Genomic DNA, 14548 nt, shown 5'->3' with positions numbered 1-14548 from the left:
ATTGACGGCGCGACAAATCCTGAACTAGGCTCTCTGCACAGCATCCAAGCTCAGGGAGGACAGGGATGTACTTGAAACACGCACTTCGTGCGGCGACTGCGCTAACATTCGTCGCAACGGCAGCGGCCCACGCACAATCCATAACGATCGCAACCGTGAACAACGGCGACATGATCCGGATGCAGGGTTATACCGACAAATTCACCGAAGCGACGGGCGTTGAAGTCGAATGGGTGACGCTGGAAGAGAATGTTTTGCGCCAGCGCGTGACCACCGACATCACCACCAAGGGTGGTCAGTTCGACATCATGACGATCGGTATGTACGAGACCCCGATCTGGGGTGCGAACGGCTGGCTGGTTCCGCTGGATGGTCTGTCCGAAGACTATGATGTCGATGACATCCTGCCCGCGATGTCGGGTGGTCTGAGCCATGAAGGAACGCTCTATGCGGCACCGTTCTATGGCGAAAGCTCGATGATCATGTATCGCACCGACCTGATGGAAAAAGCAGGCATGGAAATGCCCGAAGCGCCAAGCTGGCAATTCATCAAAGAGGCCGCGGCGGCCATGACCGACCGTGACGCTGACATTAACGGTATCTGCCTGCGCGGCAAAGCCGGTTGGGGTGAAGGCGGCGCGTTCATTACTGCGATGTCCAACTCATTTGGCGCGCGCTGGTTTGACGAAGACTGGAAGCCTCAGTTCGACCAGCCAGAATGGGCCGATACGCTGAACTTCTACGTTGAAATGATGTCGGAATCTGGTCCCGCAGGCTATGCCACAAACGGGTTCAACGAGAACTTGTCCCTTTTCCAGCAGGGCAAATGCGGCATGTGGATCGACGCGACCGTTGCGGCGTCATTTGTGACCAACCCCACAGACTCGACCGTAGCGGATAGCGTTGGTTTTGCACTGGCACCTGACACCGGATTGGGCAAGCGCTCCAATTGGCTTTGGGCTTGGGCATTGGCTATTCCGGCCGGCACACAGCAGGAAGACGCAGCCAAACAGTTCATCGAATGGGCAACGTCCAAAGACTACATTGAGCTGGTTGCCGAAAACGAAGGTTGGGCAAATGTTCCGCCGGGTGCGCGCACCTCTTTGTATGAGAATCCGGAATATCAGAAGGTCCCGTTTGCCAAGATGACGCTGGACTCAATCCTGTCCGCTGATCCGAACAACCCAACGGTCAAGCCGGTTCCATATGTTGGTATCCAGTTCGCTGCGATCCCGGAATTCGCAGGCATCGCGACCCAGGTCAGCCAAGAGTTCTCGGCAGTCTATGCCGGACAGCAAACGGTTGAAGAAGCCCTTGCCAAAGCGCAGGCCTTCACCGCCGAAGAAATGGAAGCCGCAGGGTACTGAGGTTTTCTCCCCGCGGGCGGGCAGTAATCTGCCCCCCGCCCTACCCTTCCACAATTCGCGTTTTTCTCGCAGGCTGAGTTATGCCTGAACAGAGAGGTTTTGCGTCATGGCTACCCAACATTCCCGATCCGTTGCTCGCCTGATGATGGCACCCGCAGTGGTCCTGCTGCTTGGCTGGATGCTCGTGCCGCTGACGATGACGCTGTACTTTTCTTTCAAGAAATACCTGCCGCTGCGCGGTGGGGATTTGGGCTGGGTCGGGTTCGACAACTACATCCGGTTCGTATCGTCCAGCTCTTTCTGGCCAGCCGTTCAAGCCACCCTTGTGATCGTCGGGGGGGTGCTGGTTATCACCGTCGTCCTAGGCATTCTGCTGGCGATGCTGCTAGATCAGCCGATGTGGGGGCAAGGTGTTGTCCGCATTCTGGTGATCGCGCCCTTCTTCGTCATGCCCACAGTGTCTGCGCTGGTCTGGAAGAACATGTTCATGGACCCGGTCAACGGCCTGTTGGCCCATCTGTGGCGCTTTTTCGGGGCCGAGCCGATCTCATGGTTGTCCGAGGCGTCTATGACCTCGATTATCATGATCGTGTCTTGGCAGTGGCTGCCCTTTGCGACGCTCATCCTGCTGACTGCGATCCAATCGCTGGATAGTGAACAGCTGGAAGCGGCCGAGATGGATGGTGCCCCCGTTCTGAAGCGCTTCTACCACATCATTCTGCCGCATCTGAGCCGCGCGATTACCATTGTGATCCTGATCCAGACAATCTTTCTTCTGTCGATCTTCGCCGAGATTTTCGTGACCACCGGCGGCGCGTTCGGCACGCGCACTCTTACCTACCTGATCTTCCAGCGGGTGCTGGAAAGCCAAAATGTTGGCCTTGGATCAGCCGGAGGTGTCTATGCAATCATCTTAGCCAACATCGTTGCCATCTTCCTGATGCGCATCGTCGGCAAGAACCTGGACGCGTGAGGAGGTAAGACTATGGCCCGCGCTGTCACAACCCGCCGCAAATCGCTGAATACCGCCCTCGCTTGGGCCGTTGGCTTGCTGATCTTTTTCCCGATCCTGTGGACCATCCTGACCAGCTTCAAGACCGAGGCACAGGCGATCGCCAGCCCACCGCTGTTCTTGAACTTCAACTGGACGTTGGAAAACTACGCCATCGTGCAGGAACGCTCGGACTATATGCGGTTCTTGTGGAATTCGGTCGTTATCGCCGGTGGCTCGACTGTTCTGGGTGTCATCATCGCGGTACCCGCAGCATGGGCCATGGCCTTTGTGCCGTCCAAGCGCACCAAGGACATTCTGCTGTGGATGCTGTCCACCAAGATGTTACCTGCCGTTGGCGTGCTCTACCCGATTTACCTGCTGTTTATCCGTCTGGGCCTGCTGGACACACGCGGAGGGCTGGTGGTTGTCCTGATGCTGATCAACCTGCCCATCATCGTCTGGATGCTATACACTTACTTCCGCGAAATCCCCGGCGAAATTCTGGAGGCCGCGCGGATGGACGGCGCAACGCTGAAAGAGGAAATCCTCTACGTCCTGACCCCCATGGCCATCCCCGGCATCGCCTCAACCGTTTTGCTGAACTTCATCCTGGCCTGGAACGAGGCATTCTGGACCCTCAACCTGACCGCTGTCGACGCGGCCCCGCTGACGGCCTTCATCGCCAGCTATTCCAGCCCCGAGGGCCTGTTCTTTGCCAAGCTTAGCGCTGCCTCGACCATGGCCATCGCTCCAATTCTGATCCTTGGCTGGTTTAGCCAAAAACAACTTGTCCGCGGCCTGACCTTCGGCGCTGTGAAATAAGGAACACGACACATGGGACGTATTCAACTCAAGTCCGTGACCAAAAGCTTTGGCGATGTGCAGGTCATTCCGCCGCTGGACCTGACCATCGAAGATGGCGAGTTCACCGTCTTCGTTGGCCCCTCGGGCTGCGGTAAATCCACCCTTTTACGTCTGATCGCTGGATTGGAAGATATCACCTCGGGCTCTATCGACATTGACGGCGCGGACGCCACCGATGTCCCGCCCGCGAAACGAGGGCTGGCGATGGTGTTTCAGTCATATGCTCTGTATCCCCATATGACCGTGCGCAAGAACATCGCCTTTCCCCTTCGTATGGCGAAACTGGATCAGGCCGAGATCGACAAGCGCGTCGAAGGCGCGGCAAGCGTCCTGAACCTGACCGATTATCTGGACCGCCGTCCAGGACAACTATCGGGCGGCCAACGCCAGCGGGTTGCCATCGGGCGCGCGATTGTGCGCGAACCAGCGGCATTTCTGTTCGACGAACCTTTGTCGAACCTCGACGCGGCGCTGCGGGTCGGCATGCGGCTAGAGATCAGCGAATTACACGAACGCCTCGCGACCACCATGATCTACGTGACCCATGATCAGGTCGAAGCCATGACGATGGCCGACAAGATCGTCGTCCTTCAGGCCGGAGTAATCGAACAGGTCGGCAGTCCGCTGGAATTATACCGGACACCTCGAAACCTGTTCGTTGCGGGTTTCATTGGCTCCCCCAAAATGAACTTCATCGAGGGCGAAGAGGCCGCGAAATACGGTGCTCAGACCATCGGAATAAGGCCTGAACATATCACAGTCTCAGACACCGAAGGAGACTGGTCCGGGGTGGTGAGCGTTTCTGAACATCTGGGCTCGGATACATTTTTCCATGTCCACGAAACCGGGCTGGCCGACACAATCACTGTCCGCGCGGATGGCGAGGTGGGTTTCCGCCATGGCGACCGCGTTCACCTGACACCGCGCGCTGATGTGATCCACCGGTTCGACGCGAAAGGCTTGCGGATCGGATGACACGTCTGGCTGGTAAAACCGCCCTGATTACTGGGGCCGCGCGCGGCATAGGGCTGGCCTTTGCAAAGGCCTATGTTGCGGAGGGAGCCCGTGTCGCCATAGCCGATATCGGCATCCAGCGCGCGCAACAAGCCGCGACTGAGATCGGCGCATCTGCTCTTGCCGTGGAAATGGACGTGACAAACCAGCCGAGCATCGACAACGCCATCGCCCGCACGACGGCACATTTCGGGCCGATCGACATATTGATCAACAACGCAGCGATCTTCACTGCCGCTCCGATTGTTGAAATTGATCGTGCCGACTATGAGCGTGTCTTCGACATCAACGTTGCCGGTGCCTTGTTCACCATGCAGGCCGTCGCCCGCCATATGATCGCCCATGGTACTAAAGGTCGGATCATCAACATGGCATCGCAAGCTGGGCGGCGTGGAGAGTCTCTGGTTGCCGTGTACTGCGCCAGCAAGGCCGCGATCATATCCTTGACCCAGTCTGCAGGCCTGAACCTGATCCCACATGGGATAAATGTAAACGCGATAGCTCCGGGTGTGGTGGATGGCGAACACTGGGACGGTGTAGATGCGTTCTTTGCCAGACACGAAGGAAAACCCCTCGGACAGAAGAAACGCGAAGTGGCCGCTGGCGTACCCTATGGTCGCATGGGCCGGGCCGAAGACCTGACCGGCATGGCCGTGTTTCTCGCCTCTGACGAGGCAAAATACATCGTTGCACAAACCTATAATGTCGATGGCGGAAATTGGATGAGCTGATGAACCCTGTGGCACACGCAACCCCTCCGATCCAGCTGCGGCGAGACAGGCTGGCAGACTTGCCAGCAACCGTCAGAACCCCTGCTTATCAACCCTCGGACTTGACGCCCGGTATCGTTCACATCGGCCTTGGAAATTTCCACCGCGCTCATCAGGCTTGGTACATTCATAAGCTTATGCAGCAGGACCAGGCCCGCGATTGGGCCATTATAGGAGCAGGAGTACGCAGCTATGACGCCGGGATGCGCCAGAAGTTGCTGGCGCAAGATTGCCTGACCACGTTGATTGAGCTGGATCCACAAGGAATATCCGCAGAGGTCATAGGCCCGATGATCGACTATCTACCGATTGAGGCTGGCAACGCTGCATTGATCCGCGGGATGGCTGATCCGTCTATCCGAATTGTATCTTTAACTGTAACTGAGGGCGGCTATTTTCTGGATGCCAACACCGGCGCTTTCGACACGGATCACGATGATATTCTCCACGATGCGGCAAACCCAAATCACCCCCGCACCGCTTTCGGCGCCATTGTTGCAGCGCTCGGGATACGTCGTGCAAATGGCTTGACCCCCTTCACCGCGCTAAGCTGTGATAACCTGCAGGGCAACGGCACTATCCTTCGAAACTGTATCGTTGGGTTAGCGCGCCTGTCGGACCCTGATCTTGCCGATTGGATCGACCGGAACGGCGCATTTCCCAATTCGATGGTGGATTGCATCGTGCCAGCAACGAGTGATCAGGTGATTTCACAATGCAACGCACTTGGTATTGATGACCGCGCCCCGGTTTCACACGAGAACTTTCGCCAATGGGTCATCGAGGATAACTTCTGTGCCGGACGACCATCACTTGAACAAGTTGGAGCCACCTTAACCGAGGATGTTCACGGATATGAGGCGCAGAAGCTGCGCATATTGAACGGAGGCCACCAACTGCTCGCCAATGTTGGAGAGATACTAAACGTCCCGACAATTTCTGCTTGTATGCAAGACCCTGACATATTGGCTTTTTTTGAAAAAGTCCAAATCGAAGAAATTCTACCCCATGTTGACGCTGTTCCAGGAACGACCCCGCAAGAGTACCTTGGGTTGGTTGAACGTCGGTTTGAGAACACTGCAATTCACGACACAACGCGCCGGGTCGCGTTCGACGGATCAGCGCGACACCCTGGGTTTGTGCTGCCCTCGATACGCGATGCAATTGCTTCGCGCTCTTCCATAAACGGGCTTGCTCTAGCAGAAGCTTTTTGGTGCAGAATGTGCGCAGGGGTTCGCGAGGATGGCTCAGAAATCGCCCCTAACGATCCTGTTTGGGAAAATCTGAGAAAAACGGCGCTGGCGGCCAAAATTGATCCCGGACTTTGGCTTGAACAGGACCTGTATTGTGGCGATTTTGACCATAACACGCAGTTTGTGGCTGCTTTTGCTCGGTGGTTAAACGAGATCTGGAAAAATGGGAGCAAAGCGGTTCTAGCCGAATTTGTCTCTCACAACTCTTTATCCCATTAGCTTCCCACAACTCCAATCAAGCAGCCGCGGCGCAACTTCATCTTCGCACTTAGAACGGCATTGTCCTCTCCAACACAGAATCTAACGAACGATACTGGTACAGCGAACTTTGGAACGTCATCACGATCTAAAAACCACTAACTCGTTCAATGAGCCAATACATCGACACTGAACCAATGCCATAAGCGGTAACAAGCGTTGCGGTTTGGCTGATCGGAAGTGCTGTGAGCCGCCAAACCAAAACCAGAACAGCCAAAGCCCCGACAAAACTTAGTTGTCCGGCCTCGACGCCAAGGTTGAATGCAAGCAAGGCTTCAGGAATGTCGTTAGAGGGAAGCCCTATCTCGGCCAAAGCGCCTGCAAATCCAAGCCCATGCAAAAGCCCAAACCCGAAACATACGATCCAGGGTTTCTGTTTTGAAAGTCGGAACCGACCTTCGCCGCCCTTTACAATCTCCATCGCCAAAAAAACGATGGAAAGCGCGATAACGGCTTCGACCGGTGGCCCGGGAACATTTAAAACTCCGAGTGTTGCCAATGCCAGTGTAATCGAATGGGCAAGCGTAAAGGCTGTTACGGCTCCCACCAGCCTCCAGGGATCGCGAACTAGAATAAACAGCGCGAAGACAAATAACAGATGGTCCCAGCCTTCCAGAATATGTTCAAAACCCAACTGAAAATACGCGATGAAAACAGACCATGCCGTCTGTTCATAAGGTATTTTCTGGACAGTAATATCTGAGGTGAAACGGAGTGTAGCAGAGTCGGCCTGAAGGGGATGCCAACTGAACAATACATCGTTTTTTTGGGTCTCCAGCCCTTCGATTGTAATGGATTGACCCGCGACATCCGCGCGGCACTCCACAATCCAGCTAGAAACCCATGCTCGCCCATCGGACATTGGATCAGGTCCGCTGGCAGGCGTACAGCTATCCGGCAGCACCACGTCGATCGCCATTGGCTGACCGTTCACGTCTGGCTTACGCCAATGAACACTCCAGGCATCCGGTGAGATTTGACGAATTTCTAGATATCCCGGATCAAGCGCATGTGCGGCTGCATTGCCGGCAGACCAGGCAAACAGCAGAGCATACAATAGGCCAAGTATGAATTTCATTTGGCCTGACCTGTGAAATTGGGTGCAATGATCTCATAATTGTCGGCAAGAGCCTCATATTGCGCTTGCGCCAGATCTTCGCTCATGACGCGGCGCCAATCCCGCAGCACTTCATCGTAGATATCTGGCAATGGAGGTATCCGGCTTGGCTCGATCTTCAGCAGCTGTACCAGGTGGACCCCGTAGCCTGATTGGATTGGCCCCACCCATCGACCTTCTTCGAGATTGACGAAAACATCGGAGAATCCGGTTCCGAAGACGGAGTCGATGACCCGCGTCGCGGTCAGCGGCATCGACGCAGGCAGCAATGTCGCGCGGTCCAAGTCGGATACCTCTTGTTCCGCTCGCAACGCGGACAATGCCCTTTCAATGTCGGCGTCACTTGGCTTTTCACCAAGAAAAACCTGAGTGAAGGCAATCTTTTTTGGTGTCGCGTAGCGGTCCAGATTTTGCTGGAGGAAAACTTCTAGATCTTTGTCTTCTGGTACAACTGACGTGGCCATCGCTTCGGTCAGAAAGTCCATCTTTTGGCTCAGACGCGATCTGATCACGCTATCCCCGCGATCCAGACCAAGCTTTCTCGCTTCCCTAACCAGAACCTCTTCGCGGATGGATGCATCGACCAAAGCCTGAAGCTCGGCATTGCTGGGCCGACGTTTCCACCTGGCTGCGAACTGTTCAGCTAACCGCGCGGCATCGCTTTCGCTTATTGCTATGGCCTCTGGATCTGCGATCAACTCGTCATTCGGAGAAACAATGTGAAACCAAATGAATATGGCAGCTCCGATCAAGAAGAAATGGAATAGAGGTTCTTTCACTATTCGCATGAAGGCTCCTGCGTGAAACGCCATCCGGCGATATGTTTTATGCTGGCTTCAGTCAGTTAAATTTTCCAAGGAATCGTAGCCCACGACGTTTTGCAGCTCAGGTGAGAGCAACGCGGCAAAGGTTGCTGCCTCATTCTTCAAACGCGTGCGAAGAAACGTCACTCTGCCGGTGTATACCAAATCGGCGAAGAGTACGCGCGTTCCTGATGCGTAAGCACCGCATCCTCTGGTAGCTCGGCACCAAACCTCAATTTGTCGTACAGTATCCAACGTGGCGTCGGGATTTCGAGCGCACGTACGTAGTAGAATGCGCGCGCATTTGGATCGAAATCAGGATCAGACCAAACGGTTACAAGTTCGGCGGTCCCGATTGTGTTGGTCCAACTTGCGGTTTCGGTATCCACCGTGTTGCCAACCGCAGGGATTTTGCCGTTTTGATCAGCAACTCGATCGTCCGACCATGCCACATCGTAGACCTTCTCCTGCAAAGCACCTTCGGAGTCCAGCCATCCCTTAATCACCTGCACACGATCCAGATTGGCCCCAACCGGGTCGCGTAATGCAGCGATCAGGAATGAGGGTGCTCCGTCGCCCTCATTAGGGCGCATGTCGGAACCCATTGGAACGCCCTTCGTGTAGCCAACATTTGCAATGAACCGGGTTTCAACATCGGCGTCATTGAAATCCCATCCACCAAAGAAGCGCAGACCAATCCGTGGCCCCGTGGTCGCGTAGGTTTCGCGCCGCTTGAATGCATCGAAAATCGCCGCGCGCGTATTTTCAGTCGCCCAAACGGCCGTGTAGCCGGACGCGACGAGGAGGTCGCCGGGAATTTCGCCAAGATCATTGGCTATGAAAGGATGCTTGATCCTTGTGGCCGAAGGCTCAACGCTGACGGATTTTCCGAAGAAGTTATCTTCTTCGGCTGTCGCCAGAGATGTATGGCTGTCCGTCGCGCCGCCCATGCCGAACTTATAGGGGTTCACGCCGAACTTTTCTTCCAACATCAAGCCGCGCTTCAATGCCTCGCGCGCGTATTCACCAGCCAGCATGTCGTCGGTTTTAAGTTCAGAGATATCAAGATTGCCGACATCCCAGTTTTCGTAATCCGCAAATTCATCATCAGGGCTCAAGAAGGGATGCGCTTCGCCGTCGCCCTTGATCTGAGTGACCTCATAATGCGGCTCCCATTTAGCGCGGGCAGCGACGTATTCTTCGTCAACCTTTCCACCGTGATAGGTGTCTTCGGTTGGGAACATCCATCCATTTGACAAGTTGCCATTATGAGCGAATGCAACCGCGCGCCCGCCTGTTTTCTGCTGATACTCTTCAAGCCAAGCATAAAGCGCCTTTGGATCTGTATCACCATAAGGGGGTTGCGTGACCGGAGGTACCATTTGAAGCGCCCTGATAGGCCCATCGCGCAGCATAACGTTCCGGTGCAGGTTGAAGCCTTTCGGAACCGACGTCCACTCGAACCCAATGAAAGCGGTGAAATTGCCAGGGTCGTTGTGTCGTTCAGCCGCCAGAACGATATTTTCCCAAGTAAAGGCAAAAGCATCAGCGCCCGGGCTGTATGATTCAAGCAAAACTTCCGGCAGAGTCATCTGTGAGAAGTTGGTTATAATGTCGAATGCAGCCTTGCCAGCTTCTTCTCCACCCGCTTTGTAACCTTTGTACCACTCCAATCCTTTTGGATCGGCGAGAACACCGGGTTTGCCTGCCTGCAGATCAGGAGCGAATCCCATCAAGTCTGTGTGGTCCGTAAGAACCATCCAATCCAAAGGCCGGGCCAGTCTGACGGGCTGGCCCGTCGAAGAAATGACTTGCTCACCTTTGGCAAAGCGCCAGGCTTCGTCCGGCAGCAGAGTGTTGCCAAAGGCTCCGGCGTCCAATGAAAGTCCCGTATGAAGGTGAGTGTCCCCCCATAAAGGGCGTTCCGGGAAGGATCTGTTGGCATATGGAGAATAGGGTTGCTCCGAGAACAAGCCCTCGGCAGCCTCTTTACTTGGGACAGCATCGGCGAAGGCGCTAACCGGCGTCAATCCTAGAGCTGTTAAGCTTAGAAGCATACGAAACATTGTGACCTCCCAAATCAATTTTTACCCGGCAGCGTCGGTGATTTACGTCGCATCGGACTAATATTCGAATTTCTTTATATCATATTGATTTTGTTCTTCGGAAAGATTCTTGTTTCGTTGTGACGGTGCTAGAAATGAGACAGGCCAAAGACCCCTTTCCTAACATCGTTCAAATGACAGTTTGCCAATAAAATAAGGTCTTTATCCTACCAATCTATATGGTTGGAACGTTGCTGGTCGATTTCCTTAAAACAGACTGGACGGTCATCTCGTTCTTGACGCCCGAGAAAGCTTCCTACTGACAATTTGGAGTTTATCTGAGAATCGACTCTCACGTGATTAAGCGTCAATCGCAGCACGACATTACATGACAAACGACCGTAAATGGCTGCAGTTTATGGGAGAAGAGTTCTTTCGTCGGTGCGATGGCATAGGTAGAGTTCCAAATCATCGACCACATTGGGAACAGTTGAAGCGGTTCGCTTGAATCCGACTTTGCATCCAGTAACACGTCAAGAGAGCCAATGAAGCCCTTGACCTCTTACAAAACGGTAGTCTTCATTAAACAAGAAACTGATCATACTGTTGGACAAATGAGCCACCGGTCATTTGACGGGTTAAGTTAACAAGGAGATGCTTGCTGGCAGTACGCATTCAGAGATCCTGCTCCTAACGCAAGCAATACCAATTGATGTCAGAAATTGCGTCTTGGCTAAATAGACATGGTTTGTCCAAGTATGCTGCCGCTTTTGCCGAACATGAAATTGAACTTTGCGACCTGTCTGAACTATCTGACGAAGACCTTGTAACAATCGGACTTCCGCTGGGGCCGAGAAGGCGTTTTCTGAAAGCCGTTCGCGCCAGCATGGAAATGGGGCAGCGCCCGCCCAGCAATAGCAACAGCGCCGAGATCGTGGCTGAGCGGCGACAACTTACTGTAATGTTTATCGATCTTGTCGGTTCAACGGAAATAGCGCAAAGCGTCGACCCGGAGGATTTGGCTGATGTTCTTCGACTTTTCAAGGAAACCTGTGCTGCGGCCGTTGCAGCATTTGATGGCCATATTGCCAGCTACTATGGCGACGGGATTATGGTTTTCTTTGGGTTTCCCCACGCCCATGAAGACGACCCGGAGCGCGCTATTCGTGCCGGTCTGCGCATCATTGATGAGATGCCAGATGTTCGCACCCACGCGAAACTCAACGTTCGGATTGGGATAGCAACCGGGTTGGTTGTGGTCGGCGATCTGCGCGGCGAAAAGATGTTTGAAGACGGAACGGCGATGGGTGAGGCACCCAATCTGGCCGCGCGTCTTCAAGCGATGGCGGATCCGGGTACGATGATCATCGCCCCAACCACTCATCAGCTGGCGGGTGATGCTTTTAAATACGTTCTGCGCGGTGCGTTTAAACTCAAGGGTTTTGCTAAGGAAGTCGAAGCCTGGCAAGTAACCGGGGAGCGGGAAACAGTCAGCCGATTTATGGCGATCGACAATATTTTGCTCAAGCCCTTGGTCGGTCGCACCGCGGAATTGGAGGCGCTGAACGACAATTGGGCTTTGGCCGGTGATCGCCAGGGTCAGGTTGTGTTGGTGTCAGGTGAGCCGGGAATTGGCAAGTCGCGTCTGGTAGAAGAATTTCGGCAGAACATCTCGGACTTACCCCACAAGCAAATGCGATATCAGTGTTCTCCATATCATTTTGCGACTTCCCTGCATCCCATCATTCGCCAACTTGAGAATGCAGCTGATCTTCGCGCGGACGAGCCAAATCACGTTAAGCTTGAAAAAATCCGCGGCGTGTTGAGCGATCAATCGGACGATGCTTTGAAGTTGGCAGGATCCCTATTGTCTGTTCCGTTTGAAGATCATTTGGGACCTATAGATCTGACACCGCAGCAGATTATGGAACAGTCGCTGGAATTGTTGCTGGATAATCTTGCGTCAGAGGCTGACGGTCCTCCAGTTCTCTTCCTTTTGGAAGATGCCCACTGGATTGATCCAACAACCAAATTGCTGCTTGATCGGATGGTGGATCGAATTCGCAACCTTCCGGTGCTGGTCGTCATGACCTTCCGGCCCGAGTTCGATCCAGGTTGGACACTGCAATCCAACCTTACGAAGGTTGATTTGAAGCAGCTAAACTTTCGACAGGTAAAGAGCATTGTTGACGAAGTCGCCAAAGGCGAGATGGTCGCTGAAGAGATGTATGACGTGGTCGCGGCAAGATCCAACGGCGTGCCGCTATACGTTGAGGAGGTGACGAAAGATCTCCTTGAATCTGGCGTCCTGACCAGGGGAAGGGACACCTACACGATGGGCGGGGCATCGCCGGCAAACTCGGTGCCCAGTACGTTACATGATGCATTGATGGCACGCCTTGATCGCCTGAGCTCTGCCAAAGAGGTCGCCCAGATTGGCGCTGTAATAGGCCCTCAGTTTACTTTTCAATTGATCTCAAAAGTGGCGAACGTAGGCGATGGTGCGTTGCGCGCAGGACTGGAACTTTTGGTTGAGGCTGGCATAGTAACAGCGTCTCGTTCAGAAGGTTTTGAAACCTTCAGCTACTGTCACGCCCTTATTCGTGACACCGCTTACAACAGCCTTCTAAAGCGGGAACGTCGGGTTCTACACTCTCGTGTCGCGCAATATTTGAAAGAAAAGTCGGCTCATACGGGTGATGCAAGCCCGGAAATTCTGGCTCATCACTACACCATGGCAGGCATGTGTAAGGAGGCAGTGGACTATCGTTATCTTGCAGGCCAGCGAGCAGTCCAGCGGTCTGCTAACATTGAAGCAGGCACGCAATTGTCCCTGGCGATTGAGCAGCTTGGCGCAATGGATCAAAGTATCGAGCGGGACCGCAAGGAAATTGAGGTTCAGGTTCTCAAGGCCGGTGTCTTACGAACGACCGCCGGAATAGCCGCCGACGAAACCGGTTCTGTTTACGAAAGAATACGCGACTTGTGTGAACGCGTTGAAGAAACAGAGCAGCTATTTCCAGTTCTGAATGGTTTGTATTCCTTCCATTTGGTGCGCGCCGAGTATGATTTGGCCAGGAACGTCGCTGCGCAATTGCTGGATCTGTCGACCTCGACTCGTGAGACGCAGCATCAGATGGTGGCGCATCGCGCAATGGGCGCAGTTCTGTTTCATATTGGTGATCTGGAGCCCGCATACGATCATTTAAGCAAAGCACTCGAACTCTACAGCCGGGAACGTGATGCACATCTGGCTTACATCTATGGATCCGACCATGCGGCGATTACGTCGTGTTTCCTAAGCTTGGCAATGTGGATGCGCGGGGACCCAGACAAAGCACTTGAGGTTCAAATGCTGGCGGTTTTGGGTGCAAAAGAGCTGGAGCATGCTCACAGTATCGCGCAGTCTCTGACCTATCTATGCATGCTTCATCTGTTGCGCCGTGAACCCGAAAAAGTGCTGGAGATCGCAAAACAGCTTGACGAGCTGTCAGCCAAGCACTCATTCACATTCATGTCTTTGACTGCGACCTTGTGGCGAAGCTGGGTGAAAGCCCATGTTTCGCCAAACCAAGAATCGATCGATGCGTTACACGAAGCGTCGATAGCGTGGTGGGAGAGTGGTGCAGGAAACTACAAACCATTCTTTCTGACCCTTTTGGCGGAACTCACATTGAACATAGGTGACCGAGATAGGGCCCTAAATTTTCTGGCTCAGGCTCGTGAACAACAGCAGTACACAAATGAAGGATGGGCCCGATCTGAGACGGATCGAGTCTACGCGCTGGCACGTTGCGACAATGAATTGGCAGAAAAAGAATTTCGTGGGGCACTAGCTACTGCAAGAGAACAGAAAGCAAAGATGCTTGAACTTCGAACATCCGTAGATTTCGCAAAACAATGCAAACTATTTGGACAGGCGCATAGGGCGATATCTGATGTTCGCACTGCTTTGGATGGGATTGCTGGAGGTGAGACTACGATCGATGTGATTGAAGCAGTCAAGCTCCTTGATCAACGACCCGCAAACTAAGTTTCTTGTTTTCCTGGGCATTGCGCGGCT

10 protein-coding genes are annotated in these 14548 nt (G+C 53.9%); 7 read left to right on the top strand and 3 right to left on the bottom strand.

Features of this window, described 5'->3' with window-relative positions; all coding sequences use genetic code 11:
• Window positions 1–65: 65 nt before the first annotated feature.
• The 6 genes from ACR0CA_RS12560 (at window position 66) to ACR0CA_RS12535 (ending at window position 6481) form a co-directional block, all read left to right on the top strand.
• On the top strand, window positions 66–1367 hold the full coding sequence (locus ACR0CA_RS12560; RefSeq protein WP_480899342.1) for an ABC transporter substrate-binding protein: 1302 nt from the start codon (window positions 66–68) through the stop codon (window positions 1365–1367).
• A 106-nt stretch (window positions 1368–1473) separates the two neighbouring features.
• A complete protein-coding gene (locus tag ACR0CA_RS12555) occupies window positions 1474–2340 on the top strand; it encodes a carbohydrate ABC transporter permease (RefSeq protein ID WP_170787021.1) in 867 nt (288 codons plus the stop codon).
• A 12-nt stretch (window positions 2341–2352) separates the two neighbouring features.
• Window positions 2353–3183 carry a carbohydrate ABC transporter permease gene (locus ACR0CA_RS12550; protein WP_480899340.1) on the top strand — a complete coding sequence of 277 codons (831 nt, stop codon included), beginning with the start codon at window positions 2353–2355 and terminating at the stop codon, window positions 3181–3183.
• Window positions 3184–3195: 12 nt separating this feature from the next.
• A complete protein-coding gene (locus tag ACR0CA_RS12545) occupies window positions 3196–4200 on the top strand; it encodes an ABC transporter ATP-binding protein (RefSeq protein WP_170773719.1) in 1005 nt (334 codons plus the stop codon).
• A complete protein-coding gene (locus tag ACR0CA_RS12540; protein WP_170773717.1) occupies window positions 4197–4970 on the top strand; it encodes an L-iditol 2-dehydrogenase in 774 nt (257 codons plus the stop codon). Before ACR0CA_RS12545 ends, ACR0CA_RS12540 begins: the two co-directional genes overlap by 4 nt.
• Complete coding sequence (locus ACR0CA_RS12535; protein ID WP_480899338.1) at window positions 4970–6481, top strand: mannitol dehydrogenase family protein; 1512 nt, start codon at window positions 4970–4972, stop codon at window positions 6479–6481. The genes ACR0CA_RS12540 and ACR0CA_RS12535 overlap by 1 nt, the downstream gene beginning before the upstream one ends.
• Window positions 6482–6608: 127 nt before the next feature.
• Here ACR0CA_RS12535 and ACR0CA_RS12530 read toward each other — a convergent pair whose 3' ends face one another.
• From ACR0CA_RS12530 to ACR0CA_RS12520, 3 genes are all read right to left on the bottom strand, one after another.
• Window positions 6609–7598 carry a HupE/UreJ family protein gene (locus ACR0CA_RS12530; RefSeq protein ID WP_480899336.1) on the bottom strand — a complete coding sequence of 330 codons (990 nt, stop codon included), beginning with the start codon at window positions 7596–7598 and terminating at the stop codon, window positions 6609–6611.
• Window positions 7595–8449: a peptidyl-prolyl cis-trans isomerase gene (locus tag ACR0CA_RS12525; RefSeq protein WP_480899334.1), complete on the bottom strand. Its 855-nt coding sequence runs from the start codon at window positions 8447–8449 to the stop codon at window positions 7595–7597. The genes ACR0CA_RS12530 and ACR0CA_RS12525 overlap by 4 nt, the downstream gene beginning before the upstream one ends.
• Before the next feature lie 134 nt (window positions 8450–8583).
• Window positions 8584–10506 carry a DUF3604 domain-containing protein gene (locus ACR0CA_RS12520; protein WP_480899332.1) on the bottom strand — a complete coding sequence of 641 codons (1923 nt, stop codon included), beginning with the start codon at window positions 10504–10506 and terminating at the stop codon, window positions 8584–8586.
• A gap of 691 nt (window positions 10507–11197) precedes the next feature.
• Between ACR0CA_RS12520 and ACR0CA_RS12515 the strand changes: the two genes are divergently transcribed.
• Entirely contained in the window at window positions 11198–14518 is a 3321-nt protein-coding gene (locus ACR0CA_RS12515; protein WP_480899330.1) for an ATP-binding protein, read from the top strand.
• Window positions 14519–14548 lie beyond the last annotated feature (30 nt).

The organism is Ruegeria sp. F12, from assembly GCF_056533885.1.
Note: the sequence above shows the minus strand (reverse complement) of the source record. Positions and strands in the feature narration are given on the sequence as shown.

Excerpts from the sequence above, each read along its gene's own strand:
- ACR0CA_RS12545 (WP_170773719.1), top strand. The coding sequence starts at position 3,196 with ATGGGACGTATTCAACTCAAGTCCGTGACCAAAAGCTTTGGCGATGTG.
- ACR0CA_RS12515 (WP_480899330.1), top strand. The coding sequence starts at position 11,198 with ATGTCAGAAATTGCGTCTTGGCTAAATAGACATGGTTTGTCCAAGTAT.
- ACR0CA_RS12555 (WP_170787021.1), top strand. The coding sequence starts at position 1,474 with ATGGCTACCCAACATTCCCGATCCGTTGCTCGCCTGATGATGGCACCC.
- ACR0CA_RS12540 (WP_170773717.1), top strand. The coding sequence starts at position 4,197 with ATGACACGTCTGGCTGGTAAAACCGCCCTGATTACTGGGGCCGCGCGC.
- ACR0CA_RS12535 (WP_480899338.1), top strand. The coding sequence starts at position 4,970 with ATGAACCCTGTGGCACACGCAACCCCTCCGATCCAGCTGCGGCGAGAC.
- ACR0CA_RS12550 (WP_480899340.1), top strand. The coding sequence starts at position 2,353 with ATGGCCCGCGCTGTCACAACCCGCCGCAAATCGCTGAATACCGCCCTC.
- ACR0CA_RS12530 (WP_480899336.1), bottom strand. The coding sequence starts at position 7,598 with ATGAAATTCATACTTGGCCTATTGTATGCTCTGCTGTTTGCCTGGTCT.
- ACR0CA_RS12560 (WP_480899342.1), top strand. The coding sequence starts at position 66 with ATGTACTTGAAACACGCACTTCGTGCGGCGACTGCGCTAACATTCGTC.
- ACR0CA_RS12525 (WP_480899334.1), bottom strand. The coding sequence starts at position 8,449 with ATGGCGTTTCACGCAGGAGCCTTCATGCGAATAGTGAAAGAACCTCTA.
- ACR0CA_RS12520 (WP_480899332.1), bottom strand. The coding sequence starts at position 10,506 with ATGTTTCGTATGCTTCTAAGCTTAACAGCTCTAGGATTGACGCCGGTT.